Genomic DNA, 14,717 nt, shown 5'->3' on the forward strand with positions numbered 1-14,717 from the left:
CTTTATACGCCCCGCTTGTTTCCCCATATATAGGTATGCAGCTGGGGCAGCACTTTCACATCATTCAATTCATCATCCGCTATCACTTTATCAATTAACTCTTCGTACTTCTTTAAAAGACCGCTGATCAATTGACGATCATCCGCCGTCCTGCTGTCGTCATTGCCGACCTGCAGATAAAAAGGAATTTCCGGGTAACGCCCATGTACATGTTTGGCATATTGATAATCTTCCTCATTAAAGACGACGATTTTCAATGAGACATGGTTCTCAGGATTTCGATTGGCAAGGTTCGAGATGATTTGGTCAAGCACCGTAAAGTCCGTGTTCATACCAGAGCTCGGCGGCTTAGGTGAAATAGTCAGTTCATCAATATCGAGAAACCAATCCTGCCATCGGCTCCCTTGGGTTTCGACACCTATTTTCATTTTATTTTCATGTAAGATCGCTATCAAGCCGTTTAGGTTTTTCAGTAGAGCCGGGTTTCCTCCTGATATCGTCACGAAGGAAAAGCCGGAACCCCCAATACGCTTCAGCTCATCCCATATTTCTCTAGCAGTCATCTGGACGGTATCTTCCTTACCGGTGCCATCCCAAGTAAATGCGGAATCACACCAGGCACACGAATAATCGCAGCCGGCCGTCCGAACGAACATGGTTTTTTGGCCAATGACCATTCCCTCTCCTTGGATGGTCGGCCCAAAGATTTCCATAACCGGGAGTTTACTCACTTTCCATCCACTCCCGTCTGGCTTCGGCATAGCTTGTCGGCGTTTCGTACAGTCGAACAAATTCGACTCTAGCACCCTCATATTCTTTTAATGAAAGGGATTCGGCCATTTTTTCATAAATCCAGACAACCATATTTTCAGCTGTTGTATTCATGAGCGGCAGGGTTTCATTCAAATAACGGTGATCCAGGTGGATTTCAATTTCATTTTTCCATATATCCTTGATGTCCCCAAAATCTATCATCAACCCGCGTGAATCTGTATACCCGCTTAATCCGAAAATGACCTTATACGTGTGGCCATGCAGGTTCTTGCATTTTCCTTCATAATCATGCAGATGGTGTGCTGCATCAAAGGTGAATTCCTTACTCACGAGAACCCTCTTGTTTGTATACTTCAATTGGCTGCGCTGAATATCTTCATCTATTTTTTGGAGTTTATCCACTATCTTAAAACCGTACATCATGAAAGCACCTTCCGTCTGCTTACATAGTCATCCAGTCCTTTTTTACGCAGATTACATGCCGGACAATCTCCACAGCCGTCGGAGATGATTCCGTTATAGCAAGTCAGGGTCTTTTCGCGGACAAAGTCGAACGCGCCTAGCTGATCCGCTAGCTCCCATGTTTCCTCTTTATTAAGCCACATTAGCGGCGTATCAATCACGAATGACTGGTCCATCGACAAGTTCAAGGTCACATTCAATGATTTAATGAATACATCGCGGCAGTCCGGGTATCCGCTGAAATCCGTTTCACAGACACCGGTGACAATATGTTTAGCGCCAATCTGACTCGCCAGCACTCCGGCAAACGAAAGGAACAGCAAATTCCTCCCTGGTACGAACGTCGACGGCAATTCCCCTTCTTCTCCATCCGCCACCGCAATATCACTTCTCGTCAGCGCATTTGGTGCCAGTTGGTTCAGCAGCGACATGTCAAGGATATGATGGTTTACGCCCAATTCCTTGGCAATGTTTTGAGCGCATTCGATTTCCAAGCTATGCCGCTGATTATAATCGAACGTCACCGCTTCCACTTCCTCAAATCTTTCCATCGCCCAGAACAGGCACGTCGTACTGTCCTGACCTCCGCTAAACACAACCACTGCCTTTTCTTTCTTCTTCATTTCTATAAAACTCCTTTTTACGGAAAAAAACAGCACCCTAAGAATAGAGCACTGTTTCTCCTTAGTTTTTTTGAGAGGGTAGCTAGAACCTCTTCCGCCTTAACGCGGAATATTATATTTTTCCAAGTCAATAGTAACTTGAAAAGGATAATAAATCAAGATGTTTATATTAAGAGAACATTAGATCTGATGGAAAATTTGGTTAACTTTTCATTGCTTAAATATCCTTTTATTTATCCGATAAAACAGTGTGAATAAAATATCGATAAAGGGGTCCAATAATTTGAAAAGCATTAAATCAAAGATATTGGTGGCATTTTCACTCATCATATCTTTATGTGTCATCTTAGGAGCATTCAACATCTATAGCAGCAACAAGTCACTGGTATATTCCCAGGATATCATCGAAAAGGAACTTCCGCTTCTTATCCAAGACGAAAAGCTGCTATACAATCTAGCACAAAGAACCGCATACGCCCGAGCCTATATTCTTTATGGTGACGAGAGTTATAAAGAAGGGTTCTTACAATATACTGAAGAAAGCCAGGTCATCCAGGAGGATTTCCTTGCCTTAAGCGATTCTGATAAAGCGAAGGAATTAATCGAGAAAAGCGTGGATTGGAGGACGATGATTGTAGACCGGGTGTTTCCACAATATGAAAATGGAAATGAAGAACGCGCTAAAGAGATACTCAAAAATGAAGTGGCGCCAATTAGCAATGAAGTTATGGAGGGTTTCAAGGAGCTTGCTTCGGAACGCGAGGAATTGATTGTCGCTTCAGGTGAAACCGTCATCGCCAGCGGGAAATCGGTTAAGACGACAAGTATCATCATATCCATTGCGGCAGTCCTTATCGGCCTTGTCCTTGCGGTTGTTACAGCCAACCTCATTACCACCCCCCTCCTTAAAATCAGGGATAGGATGAAATTGGTGGCTGCAGGAGAGCTGAATCATGAGCCCCTGGAGCAAAAATCAAATGATGAAATGGGTGAACTAACGGTATCCGCCAATCAAATGCAGAAAGACCTTCGTGATACGATCGAAAAAATGCTCATTGTTTCGCACTCCGTTTCCAACCAAAGCGAAGATCTGACTCAATCAGCAAATGAAGTGCAGCAGGGCAGCAAACAGATAGCGACTACGATGTATGAACTTTCGGAAGGCTCGGAGTCACAAGCCAACCGGGCATCTGAAATGGTTCGCATCATGGATGATTTCACCGGCAGGATTAAGCTTGCCCACCTAGAAGGGGTGGATGTAGCTAAAAGTTCAACCGAAATCCTTTCCTTGACCAAGGAGGGCACCACTTTAATGCGCAGTTCGGTCCAACAGATGCAAAGTATGGATGGAATTGTCAAAAATGCCGTAGAGCAAGTGAAAGTGCTCGATTCTCAATCACAGCAAATTTCGCAGCTTGTGCAGGTCATCAAGGATATATCCAATCAAACTAATCTATTGGCGCTGAATGCAGCCATAGAAGCTGCTCGTGCTGGTGAACATGGCAAGGGCTTTGCCGTCGTCGCCGATGAAGTGCGGAAACTCGCTGAAGAGGTCACACACTCCGTTGGGGATATCACCAATATTGTCTCCGCCATTCAAACAGGTTCAAAAACGGTCGTCCACTCCCTGGAAGATGGTTATACACAAGTGGATGAAGGCACGAAACAAATCACGCTCACAGGCCGAACCTTTGAAACAATCAATCATTCTGTCGGGAATATGGAAATGAAAATACAGCATATAACAAACGAATTGAACTATATCTCCACAAATAGCCAAAAAATCAATCAGGCTATTGAAGATATCGCAGCCGTTTCTGAAGAGTCCGCAGCAGGAATCGAACAAGTCTCCGCCTCCGCTCAGCAATCCAGCTCTTCGATGGATGAAATCACGAATCATGCCAGTGAACTTGCATCTTCGGCAGAACTGCTCACTGAACAGGTTAAGAAGTTCCAATTATGACACTAGCAATTTCCCGAATGCGGGAAATTGCTTTTTTCCTTCCATTATAAGGTTGTTTCATTTTCGTATATTCGGGGAATAAATAACTATACACAATAATAAACCATTAAAAAATAAATCTATCAGCAGCGGCTGGAAGTGAATATTTTCATTTGTTTTCAGAATATTTAGTGTATAATTGATTAAAGGAATATTTTAACTTAAATAATCATCACTTCCAATATCTGCTACTGCAAATCCCGACATTTCCTTTCAACAACATGCACGGGAACATATACCCAGTAAGGTTCCATTGCATGCTTTCTCTCGAATCAAACCATTCACAACTTTATTCACACAAAAACACGATTTCCACTCCAAATTTTTTAAAAAGGTTAAATTTCACTAATGATATGTTACTATTAAACCAAGACCTTTTAACCCCATAAGGAGGAATTCATATGAAACGTTTTTTCAAATTCATAACAGATTTTAACGAAAGAAAAGCACTGGAACGGGAAACCGAAGAACTCTTTCGCAAAGAATACGAAAATTATATGAAGATGAATCCTGACAATCAAGGAAAAAGAAGGAGATTAGCTCCTAGACTTTATGTAATTGATGGCGGTAAAAAGGGCTCCAACCTTGAAATTTCTGACAGAAAGAAATCCAGTTAACCTGATTCCTTCCATAATCAGCTACCCAGCAGCTCAAGACCCACAAACATTAAATCTCCAGATGAACGGAGATTAGTGACCATTCCATTCATTTACAATATATATGCCGAAAGCTCAGAAATGCTTCTGAGCTTTTTTTATTTTGCATTCTTCTATAAACACTATATCTATAGAAGAAACTAGGTATTTTTTAAAAAAAATGGGTTAACTTTAGTTTATTTCATGTTTTAGGTAAAAGATCAATGATAGACCCAATGGGTATTGCCTAAGGAAAAAACCGGAAAATATCAAAAAAAGAGATGTGTTCTTTTACTCATCTTTGTCCATATTCAAAAGAGTTCAACTAATTGAGTCGTTAGATGCAATATTTCACATTGAATGACAAATGTATCGAAATTGTTACTTTTATGTCAAACAATGGGTATAAACAATCAACAAACTGTAATAAACCTCACATTTCAAAAACAATTATTATTCAAATACAGCCATTAAGAATTAGGTTCAAATGCTCATGAATCTATTTTGATTCTGACCAAAATGGGTTTTTATTAAACTTTCCATAATTTAGTGTAAATGAACCGAGGATTCCCTTGATTTCCAGCCATATCTTTGTACTCATAAAACAATTTATTCCATTAGATACTATTACACTCCAATATACATTTATTTGAAAAAGCTGATAATAACTATATTGCAATAGAATAATTGACTATTGCCTATTAAGTTTAAAATCATGTAGTGTGTATTCAGTAAATCAAATATTTTAAAAAAGAGAGGTTAAAAAATGGCACCAATATTTATTTGTGCGATCTTTTTGCTTGGCTATGGCATTTTCGAACAAAAGCGCCATCAGAAGCGTCTCGACTCCATCCCGGTACGTGTGAATGTGAATGGGATCCGAGGGAAATCGACTGTAACGCGCCTGATTACAGGTGTGATCCAGGAAGCTAAGTACAAAACAGTAGGTAAAACAACCGGAACATCAGCAAGAATGATCTATTGGTTTACCGACAAGGAAAAACCGATTGTACGCCGACCGGAAGGACCCAACATAGGAGAACAACGGCGTGTAATTAAGGAAGTTGCCGATTTAGGAACCGAAGCACTGGTTTGTGAATGTATGGCCGTACAGCCTGACTATCAACTAATCTTCCAAAACAAAATGATTCAAGCAAACATCGGGGTCATCGTGAATGTATTGGAAGACCATATGGATGTCATGGGACCGACTTTGGATGAGGTTGCTGAAGCCTTCACTGCTACCATTCCCTATAATGGTCACTTAATAACCATCGAAAGTGAATATTTGGATTTTTTCAAGCAAATTGCCAAAGAACGCAACACAAAAGTGATTGTGGCAGACAATTCCAGAATTTCGGAAGAATTTCTACGCGAATTCGACTATATGGTATTTCCGGATAATGCATCACTGGCATTGGCCGTTGCGGAAGCTTTGGGCATTGATGAAAAAACAGCATTTCGCGGCATGTTGAATGCGCATCCCGATCCAGGTGCCATGCGGATCACCAAATTCGGAGATCCCATCCAGCCAACTTTCTTTGTCAATGGCTTTGCTGCCAATGACGCGTCATCGACGTTGAACATCTGGGAACGAGTCAATACATTCGGATACAGCACAGAACCTCCTATCGTCATCATGAATTGCCGTCCCGACCGTGTGGACCGTACCGAACAATTTGCTAGAGATGTATTGCCTTACATAAAATCTGAAATCGTCATTTCCATTGGTGAAACCACATCACCGATCACTCGGGCATTCGAGCAAGGTAAATTGGATACAAAAGAATATTGGGATTTGGAAAACTGGTCAACTGAAGAAATCGTGGCCCGCCTCCGCCCAATGATGAAAAATCGCATCGTCTACGGTGTCGGGAATATTCACGGTGCAGCTGAACCATTAATTGAAGCATTCATGAAATCTAAAACGAAGCAAAAAGCGAGTTAAGTAGGAGGAACCTTAATGTTTGGATCGGATTTATATGTAGCCCTAGTGCTAGGAGTTACGCTTAGCCTTATATTTTCAGAAAAAACGGGTGTCGTACCCGCAGGACTTATCGTGCCAGGTTATTTGGCATTGGTATTTGACCAATGGGAAATCATGCTGACCATCCTGATCATCAGTGTCGTAACTTATTTGATCGTCACTCATGGCCTTTCAAGATGGGTGATTTTATATGGAAGAAGAAAATTCGCAGCCATGATGGTGACTGGGATTTGCTTAAAGCTCCTGTTGGACTTAGTCTACCCCGTCATGCCATTTGAAATATTCGAGTTTCGGGGAATCGGTATAATCGTACCTGGATTGATAGCGAATACGATTCAAAGACAAGGAATGCCATTGACACTTGGCAGCACGCTTTTATTATCCGGCTTGACTTTCGGTTTAATGAACGTGTACTACCTATTCTGAGGTGCAAAAAATGAAACGGACTTTAAATGCAAAAGAAAAAACACTTATCTTTATTAAACGCACAAAGAAAAAGAATCTTTTATACTCTGGAATCATACTACCAATATTACTAATCGCTTTGGTCATTACCACTTGGATGGGACAGGCTGAAGAAGTGAAAACAACCGCTCCAAAATCCGATCAACCATTGACGATGACAATGGTCGGTGATGTGATGATGGGACGTTATGTTGAAGAAGTGACGGAAAGGCATGGGTATGAATACCTCTTCCGGTATATGAAGCCCTATTTTGCCAATTCGGATTATGTCAGTGGGAATTATGAACATACCGCTTTAAAAGAAGAGGTATCTAACTACAAGGAAGCAGATACGCCCATCCGGTTAAACTCCAATACTAGTGGTGTGGAAGCCATTAAAGATGCTGGCTTCTCTGTGATGTCTTTGGCAAATAACCATATGATGGACTATGAAGAACAAGGCCTCCTTGACACGATAGATGAATTCAAAAGTGCAGATATGCACTATGTCGGTGTTGGATCGAACACTGCGGAAGCTAAAAATAGCATCGACTATGCGGATGTTAATGGCGTACGTGTCGCAACACTTGGCTTCACGGATGTTTACGGTAAGGATGCCGTGTCAAAAAATGATAAAGCCGGACTATTGAACTCCAACCCTGATTTATTATTTGAAATGATCGGCAAAGCAAGGAATGCCAAACAAGGCAACGCAGACTTGGTTGTGGTGAATATGCACTGGGGACAAGAGTATTCAACATCAACAACCGCTCGTCAAAAAGACTTGGCAAAAGCTATCATCGATGCGGGGGCTGACATCATCATCGGCCATCACCCCCACGTGCTTCAATCGTTTGATGTTTATAAAGATGGAATTATTTTCTATAGCTTAGGAAATTTCATATTCGATCAAGGCTGGACACGCACAAAGGATTCGGCCATGGTTCAATACCATTTAGCGGAAGACGGAAAAGCTACAATCGATGTGGTTCCACTGCAAATTGAAGAAGCAACACCAAGGCCAGCTACCTCTTCAATTGACAAATCACGTGTTTACCGGCAGTTGACGAAGGAAACGAGTGAAAAAGTCCAGTGGTCGAAAAAAGAGGATCGCATCGAGATTACCTTGGATCACAAAAAGGTAATCGACCATAAGGCACACCGTGAACTAGAGGAAAAGGCAGCAATGGAAAAGAAAGCAGCACAAGTGAAAAAAGCAGCACAGGCTAAACAACAGGATACGCAGCCCATTCAGTAAGGAACGCATTGTTACTACTACTTGAAGAATAAAGACACACAACTTAGAAGCTCAACGAAAAGGGGGAACAACCGATGATTAACCGTATGACGGGAAAAGTACTCATATCCCTTAGCATGCTCATATATATTGCTGGATGTTCGAAGACACCCCCTATTTCTGACACGAATGATCCGATAGAGAGTAAAACGGAACAATCATATGGGGTCAGTTCTTCAAACCCAATCGCAATAGATGTCGGGATGGATATATTGGAAAACGGCGGAACGGCGGCGGATGCCGCCATTGCCGTATCTTATGTATTAGGTGTAGTTGAACCTTATGGATCTGGCGTGGGTGGCGGCGGCGGTATGCTGATTGCCCCGGAATCCGGCGATCCCAATTTTATCGATTATCGTGAATCCTCTCCGGAAGACCCAAGTTCAAGACACGATACAGGGATTCCAGGCTTAGTGGCCGGCATGCAGGTTATAAGTGATAAGTATGGGAGCGTACCGATGGAGGATCTTCTTCAGCCGGCGATAGATTTGGCTGAAGACGGATTTGAAGTCGACGAATCGTTATCATCACGCTTAGAAGCAGCTCAGCCAAGGATATCTTCCAATGCGACTTCTCTTTTTTATCCTGATGGTGATGCCATTGAACCAGGCAAAACTCTCGTCCAAGAAAGACTTGCTGAAACATTGAAGCAGATTCAAAAGGAAGGTCCTGATGGTTTTTATAAAGGGGAAATTGCCCGTGATATTAAAAGAGAATCAGATATCGATTTGAAGGATTTAAAGCGCTATGAGGTGAAAGAACGTAAGCCGGTCCAAGGAGCATTTGCCGGTTATGATGTTTTTACCGCCCCTCCGCCCTTTTCAGGAATTACAGTTCTTGAAATGTTAAAGCTCGCCGAGGAAATGAACCTAGGTGATTCTTCAAGCAAATCAGCTTATATGAAAATCTTGGGGGGCATCACGGATACTGCGTATCAAGATCGGTCCGCCCATGTTGGAGATGGAATAAGTCACTCTAAGGCGGAAAAATTGCTCTCCCCCATTCACTTGGATAATCTTAAAAATAAGATCAAAAGTGAAAAATGGGAAGATAAAGAATCGAATGGTTCTGAAGAGCATGAAAGTACGACACACTTTGTGATAATGGACAAGTATGGCACTGTCGTTTCCACAACAAATACGCTCAGTAACTTTTTCGGATCTGGGGATTATACGAATGGATTTTTCCTTAACGATCAATTGAAAAATTTCCGGTCCGGCTTGAATTCTCAAGAGGCATATAAACGGTCAAGAACTTTCACCGCTCCGACCATTCTCAAGAAACCAGGGCAGGAATCGATTGGGATCGGCTCACCAGGCGGTGATAGGATTCCGCAAGTATTGATGCAGGTTCTTTATTCTTATACAGAGAATGAAGGCCCATTTCAGGATATCGTCGACCGTAATCGGTTCGTCTTTGATGGAAAGAAGATTTATACAGAATCCAGGCTTTCGGATGAAATAATATCCAACTTGGAAGATTCAGGATATGAAGTCATTCAGAAAATTTCCCCCATGTATTATGGCGGTGTTCAAGTTCTCGTTAAAAACGAGAAAAATGGACAAATATCCGGAGCTGGGGATAAAAGAAGAAATGGAAGCTGGAAAGCTCAGCAATAAACGAGGAATCCAGCACCTGCTTTTCTAAATATCATATGAATTTTAACGATGTATAAGGGGACTTAGAATATGAATATCGTAAAAAAAATAACAAGCTGGGTCATACCCGTTTTTATAATAGCGGCCCTGCTTGTGACCATGAATACGTTTAAACGGACAGAAACTTTAACACCCGACGAGCAAAAAAAGATAGAACAATATACGACTGTCGAAAAATGAAAAAAGCCGGGGCATCCCCGCTTTTTTTATTTTTGCCGTCAACGGGTGAAAGATTAAAACCAGTACAGATACGGAGGATAACCATGAAGGAAAATAACTATACTGATTTTATTGAATTAGAGCAAAATGAACAAGAAGACCTCGATTACCGTATCATCGTTCATCACAGGAATCCTGATATTGCAGTTCTAGCCATACATGGCGGGAACATCGAACCAGGAACTAGCGAGATTGCAGCCGCACTTGGAGAAAGACTTTGTGCAAGCACCTACCTATTCGAAGGTCTTAAACCAAGGGGTAACCAGGTCCTCCATATAACATCCCGATTGTTCAATGAACCGGTCGGCGTTTCAATGGCAGCGAACGCACAAACCACCCTTTCCATCCATGGCCACTACGACGTACATAATGCGCTGGTTTACATTGGCGGAAGGAACGAACCCTTTAAGAACCTGATACAGCATTGCCTCAACAAAGCTGGATTTCAAACTGATCATGCACCGCAGCACCTTTCAGGGATGAAAGGAAACAACATCACTAACATCTCCAAAACGGGTGCAGGCGTGCAATTGGAGCTTTCCACTAAGCTTAGAAAAAGCTTTTTCAAAGGTGATGACTTTACCAGTAAAAACAGGGTCAATCACTGTGATCTTTTTAAACGGTTCGTTACTGCCATTGAAAAAGCCACTCTTGAATATAAACAGATTGAATGACCTTCTTAGTCCATAAGGCTTTCAACTTGACCGAAGCTTTCGAATTTCTCGGCAAAATAACCTGACGAAAGATTGGAGATATGAACGCCCGTGTTTTCCGTTGTATGGAGAAAACGGCCATCACCTAGATAAATACCTACGTGGGTCACACCCAGCCTTGTTCCTGTGTCCCTAAAAAACACTAAATCCCCTGCCTTTGGATTTTCGATTTTGGGCAGTAATGAGAAGTAATCTGCTGCAGAACCCCTTTTTACTGAAAGGCCCTGTTCCTTCATGACCCAATAAATGAATCCGCTGCAATCCATTCCGATCATCGGATCTTCTCCCCCGAAAACATAGTTGAATCCGCGTAGAGTGTATGCATACTTGATGACATCATATGCTTTATCATATGCAGCATCCTGGTTTACATAAAACGGATACAACGGGTTGCTGTATAGTTGAAGATACTGCCCTTGCATCAACTCATCCGTACTTAAAGCGTTACGACTTTTGATCGTACTCATGGAAATGCTGTAATTCTCCGATATACTTTTAAGCGTTTCTCCCGTTTGGACGATATGCTCTCCTTTAGGCGTATATGTTTTGTACGCCACTTGGTATTTTGCAAAGTAATCTTCTGTAGTGGATCTCACCTGAACCGTTTCCGCACCATATCCAGAATTGACAAATTGGTTTTTGCCGATATAAATACCCGCAGTCACGACTTTTAAGCTGTCTTTTTCCAGAAAGAATATAATATCCCCCGTTTTCGGAGTGGCTGTATCCATCCCTTGCTTATAAAAACCATCTACTGTCAAACGGTCGACCGGCACATTTTGCCGGGAAAGCACCCAATGAATCAATCCGCTCGAATCAAACCCTTTTTCAGGCGTCTCCTCTCCAGCTGTCTTTTTAAACCCTATAAAGGATTTCGCATAGTTTGCAATTTTTTTTCCTCTCTCCGACCATTGATAGATGGAAGGAATATACGCCGTTTGAATGATTGTCAACCTTTGGCCCGCAAATAACTTATCATCCGGTAAACCATTCGTTTTCATTAATTGCTCAGCCGATATATCATATGTCTTGGCAATCGATTCTACCGTTTCGCCAGAGGTTACAGTATGCACAGGATCTGCTGCCTCGGCCTTCAAGCAAGGTAAAAAAGTGAAACTGACCATGAATACCAATGTAAGTATCATACCGCTTAATTTTCCATTAAACATTTTAACCCTTCCTTTATACGCTTTGAAATATTTTAAATATACGATGTTCAAGTAACCTCCATCATATGAATCTTTTATCCTATCATCCACCCAATCAGATGAGCCTTAACTCTCACCCCAACAATATTATCGGCGAAATGAACAAAACCTTTAGCCTATTTTTTACAAATATTCATCAATCCGATTCAATAAATCACCTTAAAAATAAACCATTATTCCTATATTATGTTCTTTTACCGTCACAGTGTTACTTTCCCTAGAGTTACCCAGGTCATGGTGAAATGTTCATGGTTGGAAATCGAAGAATTACTAGAGGATTTTATTTTTTTGGACAGAATAGGTAAAGTTAGATTAGAGACATTCCAGTGATGATAAAGCCGTACTAACGATATAGGAGTGAAGATATGCAACATAGTTTAGGAGGGGCAACGTATTTGAGGTTTGGCATAAACAGACCTTGCTCTGACGTGATGAACTACAACGGAAATTGATTACGAAGGCGATGGATTTTTGATCAGGAACTCACCCATCATCTTGCAGAAGAAAATAAGGGGAAAGCTTAAATGGCCTTCCCCTCGTTTCTATGAATCTATGGCATGTACACCGTTTTAATATGTGAAAGCTTCAAAAACACATGATCTCCATTAGCTGTCGTTAATTCAACCAAGTTGTTTTCCGCCTTTTTAAGCATACCGATTTTCATCGGGTCCTCTCCCCCATCAAATACTACTAGCTTTCCTGCATTTTTCTTTAATTGGTCTTCCAAAGAACGCAGCATTGGCACATCTGAAGGGTTGACGGGAAAACTCTCTTTACTGAGGGTATAGGGTGTGGAATTTTGATTGTACGGAGTAAGCCATTTAAGGTGATGCAGCGAGACATACATCATTTTATATACAGGCGAGTAGAATGCAAAGTAATCATTGAAAACATTGGTGATATAGCCGTGTAAAGGAATGTGTCCAGCAACATGGATTTCTGAAAAAACCCCTTTTGCGTTCATTAGTGTTTTACGATAGGAAATCGACGCCATGTCTTCCATCATGGGGGACTCCATAGGATTTTTAATCTCGTTATCTATCTCTGTACTCAGATTGAATCTATGGACGTGCAGCATAGGAAAATACAAAAACTGCTGACCATTGAACAACACTAGAATATCCGTGCTCAGATCAGTTAGAATTCCTTTGAAAGTTTTTTTTCCTGAGATTTGGACATCAATCTGTTTACCCAGTAATGCAAACGCATCACTCATTACTATCTCCTCCTAGGGGGTTATTCAGCTAAAAATCATTTGCACCCAATAAAATAATAAGAGCAGTGTCACCACTGTCGTAATTGGTATGACTATCAGGGATACACTTAAATAATCTTTCCACTTAATTTTCACTTTGTTTTGTTTCAGGATATGCATCCAGATAAGTGAGGCAAGAGTACCGATGGGCAATAACAATGATCCCATGTCACTACCGATTATATTAGCTAGATAGATAGTTTTTAATGTGATCGGATCCAGGCCCATTTCGGTTAAGGTAATGGTACCTATCATTAATGCTGGATGATTATTGAAGATGTTTGATAGAATCGAAACCAATCCTCCCATGACAAAGCTCGCACTCAGTAACCCTTGATTTACAATCGGTTCGCATATCTGTACGAGCATGGCTGTAAGGCCTACATTATGTAGACCATAAATGATCACATACATGGAGAAGGCGAATATCAGGATGTGCCATGGGGTCTTTTTTAAGATATCGACAGGGTTTGTCCGTAAATGGTACCACCTCCAGATCAGTAAAGATAAAGAGCCAAGTACAGCAACCCACTCGATTGGAATGGAAAAATAAGAAGCTACAAAGAGTAAACAGCGCACCACGAACACATAGAGCAATACTTTCAACATGAATTTTGTGCGTTGCCTTTTTGTTTCAACCGTCATTTTCCCCTTTAAGGGGTGGAAATTCTTAGTGAAGAAACTTTCCTCAATGTCATAAGAAATATTCGGCAGTTTCTTGGGCAATTTTTTCTTGACCACTACGAACATCAACCATGACATGAAGACCAACCCCAAAGTTGCAGGTACAAACATCATGGCAGTATGCATATAAAGCGTCATGTGCACAATTTTCAAAGCGATTAAATTAACAATATTACTCACACCAATAGGCGCACTCGAAGCTGTTGCAATCAATGCTCCACTCAAAAGATACGGGATGGCTTCATGCGGCTTTAATCTGAGATTTTTCAAAAGCAAGATCAAGATGGGGGTCGTAATCATGATGCTGCCGTCGTTATTGAATAACAAGGTCATTAAAAAGCACAATAATTGAATGTACCAATACAGACGATACCCCGATCCTCTGGCAAGGATAGCAAGTCTCGCAGCCGCCCAGTGAAAAAAGCCGAAACTTTCCAAGATGACTGCCATGACAATCGTTGCCATGATGGTGATCGATGCGCCCCCGATTTTATTGATGATATCCAAAATATCGCCTTGGGATACTGTGCCAGTCAGTAAAATTATCACTGCACCGATTGAAGCTGGCCATGCTTCATTGATACCTCCTGGCCTCCACAATATAACTATCATTGTCATGACGAACACAAAAATAGTCATTCCTATTTCGAAATGCATGTTGTTCTCCCCTTTTTGGGCCTTGAGCCATTGGACCCTACTTGTCCGATTCCTATATATTATTCCCCTTTGTAAAAAAAGCATGGATACTTGACCAGC

Annotated in this window: 14 protein-coding genes and 1 riboswitch; of the genes, 8 read left to right on the top strand and 6 right to left on the bottom strand. The window is 41.5% G+C overall.

The window, feature by feature from the left end; translation table 11 throughout:
* Positions 1-2 precede the first annotated feature (2 nt).
* Genes queE through queC form a run of 3 tightly spaced genes read right to left on the bottom strand, consistent with a single transcriptional unit; the run spans position 3 to position 1,859 of the window.
* A complete protein-coding gene (gene queE / locus ACIQZD_RS04590) occupies positions 3-731 on the bottom strand; it encodes a 7-carboxy-7-deazaguanine synthase QueE (protein ID WP_402898698.1) in 729 nt (242 codons plus the stop codon).
* A complete protein-coding gene (queD, locus tag ACIQZD_RS04595; RefSeq protein ID WP_402899924.1) occupies positions 724-1,194 on the bottom strand; it encodes a 6-carboxytetrahydropterin synthase QueD in 471 nt (156 codons plus the stop codon). The genes queE and queD overlap by 8 nt, the downstream gene beginning before the upstream one ends.
* A complete protein-coding gene (gene queC / locus ACIQZD_RS04600) occupies positions 1,194-1,859 on the bottom strand; it encodes a 7-cyano-7-deazaguanine synthase QueC (RefSeq protein WP_402899927.1) in 666 nt (221 codons plus the stop codon). Before queC ends, queD begins: the two co-directional genes overlap by 1 nt.
* Positions 1,860-1,914: 55 nt before the next feature.
* Positions 1,915-1,957: riboswitch (PreQ1 riboswitch) on the bottom strand.
* A gap of 185 nt (positions 1,958-2,142) precedes the next feature.
* On the opposite strand from queC, the gene ACIQZD_RS04605 reads away from it, so the two are divergent.
* The 8 genes from ACIQZD_RS04605 (at position 2,143) to ACIQZD_RS04640 (ending at position 10,775) form a co-directional block, all read left to right on the top strand.
* Entirely contained in the window at positions 2,143-3,822 is a 1,680-nt protein-coding gene (locus ACIQZD_RS04605) for a methyl-accepting chemotaxis protein (protein WP_402898701.1), read from the top strand.
* A gap of 440 nt (positions 3,823-4,262) precedes the next feature.
* Positions 4,263-4,478, top strand: coding sequence for a hypothetical protein (locus tag ACIQZD_RS04610; protein ID WP_402898704.1), 216 nt, complete (start codon positions 4,263-4,265; stop codon positions 4,476-4,478).
* 784 nt (positions 4,479-5,262) lie between these two features.
* On the top strand, positions 5,263-6,444 hold the full coding sequence (gene pgsB / locus ACIQZD_RS04615) for a poly-gamma-glutamate synthase PgsB (RefSeq protein WP_101223059.1): 1,182 nt from the start codon (positions 5,263-5,265) through the stop codon (positions 6,442-6,444).
* Positions 6,445-6,459: 15 nt separating this feature from the next.
* Positions 6,460-6,909, top strand: a complete 450-nt coding sequence (gene pgsC / locus ACIQZD_RS04620; RefSeq protein ID WP_048687555.1) for a poly-gamma-glutamate biosynthesis protein PgsC — start codon at positions 6,460-6,462, stop codon at positions 6,907-6,909.
* A gap of 10 nt (positions 6,910-6,919) precedes the next feature.
* On the top strand, positions 6,920-8,185 hold the full coding sequence (locus ACIQZD_RS04625; protein ID WP_402898708.1) for a CapA family protein: 1,266 nt from the start codon (positions 6,920-6,922) through the stop codon (positions 8,183-8,185).
* A gap of 74 nt (positions 8,186-8,259) precedes the next feature.
* On the top strand, positions 8,260-9,843 hold the full coding sequence (locus ACIQZD_RS04630; protein ID WP_402898711.1) for a gamma-glutamyltransferase family protein: 1,584 nt from the start codon (positions 8,260-8,262) through the stop codon (positions 9,841-9,843).
* Between the two features lie 69 nt (positions 9,844-9,912).
* Positions 9,913-10,062: a CapE family protein gene (locus ACIQZD_RS04635; RefSeq protein WP_157831026.1), complete on the top strand. Its 150-nt coding sequence runs from the start codon at positions 9,913-9,915 to the stop codon at positions 10,060-10,062.
* Between the two features lie 83 nt (positions 10,063-10,145).
* Positions 10,146-10,775 carry a poly-gamma-glutamate hydrolase family protein gene (locus ACIQZD_RS04640; RefSeq protein WP_402898715.1) on the top strand — a complete coding sequence of 210 codons (630 nt, stop codon included), beginning with the start codon at positions 10,146-10,148 and terminating at the stop codon, positions 10,773-10,775.
* Between the two features lie 5 nt (positions 10,776-10,780).
* On the opposite strand, the gene ACIQZD_RS04645 is transcribed toward ACIQZD_RS04640, so the two are convergent.
* From ACIQZD_RS04645 to ACIQZD_RS04655, 3 genes are all read right to left on the bottom strand, one after another.
* Positions 10,781-11,983, bottom strand: a complete 1,203-nt coding sequence (locus ACIQZD_RS04645) for a C40 family peptidase (protein ID WP_402898718.1) — start codon at positions 11,981-11,983, stop codon at positions 10,781-10,783.
* Positions 11,984-12,572: 589 nt separating this feature from the next.
* Positions 12,573-13,238, bottom strand: a complete 666-nt coding sequence (locus ACIQZD_RS04650; RefSeq protein WP_402898721.1) for a DUF2642 domain-containing protein — start codon at positions 13,236-13,238, stop codon at positions 12,573-12,575.
* Between the two features lie 24 nt (positions 13,239-13,262).
* The gene (locus tag ACIQZD_RS04655; RefSeq protein WP_137018695.1) at positions 13,263-14,618 is read right to left on the bottom strand and encodes an arsenic transporter; all 1,356 of its coding nucleotides are present in this window, start codon (positions 14,616-14,618) and stop codon (positions 13,263-13,265) included.
* Positions 14,619-14,717 lie beyond the last annotated feature (99 nt).

This window comes from Peribacillus sp. NPDC096447 (genome assembly GCF_044762725.1).
In the GTDB taxonomy this organism is placed as follows: Bacteria; Bacillota; Bacilli; order Bacillales; family DSM-1321; genus Peribacillus.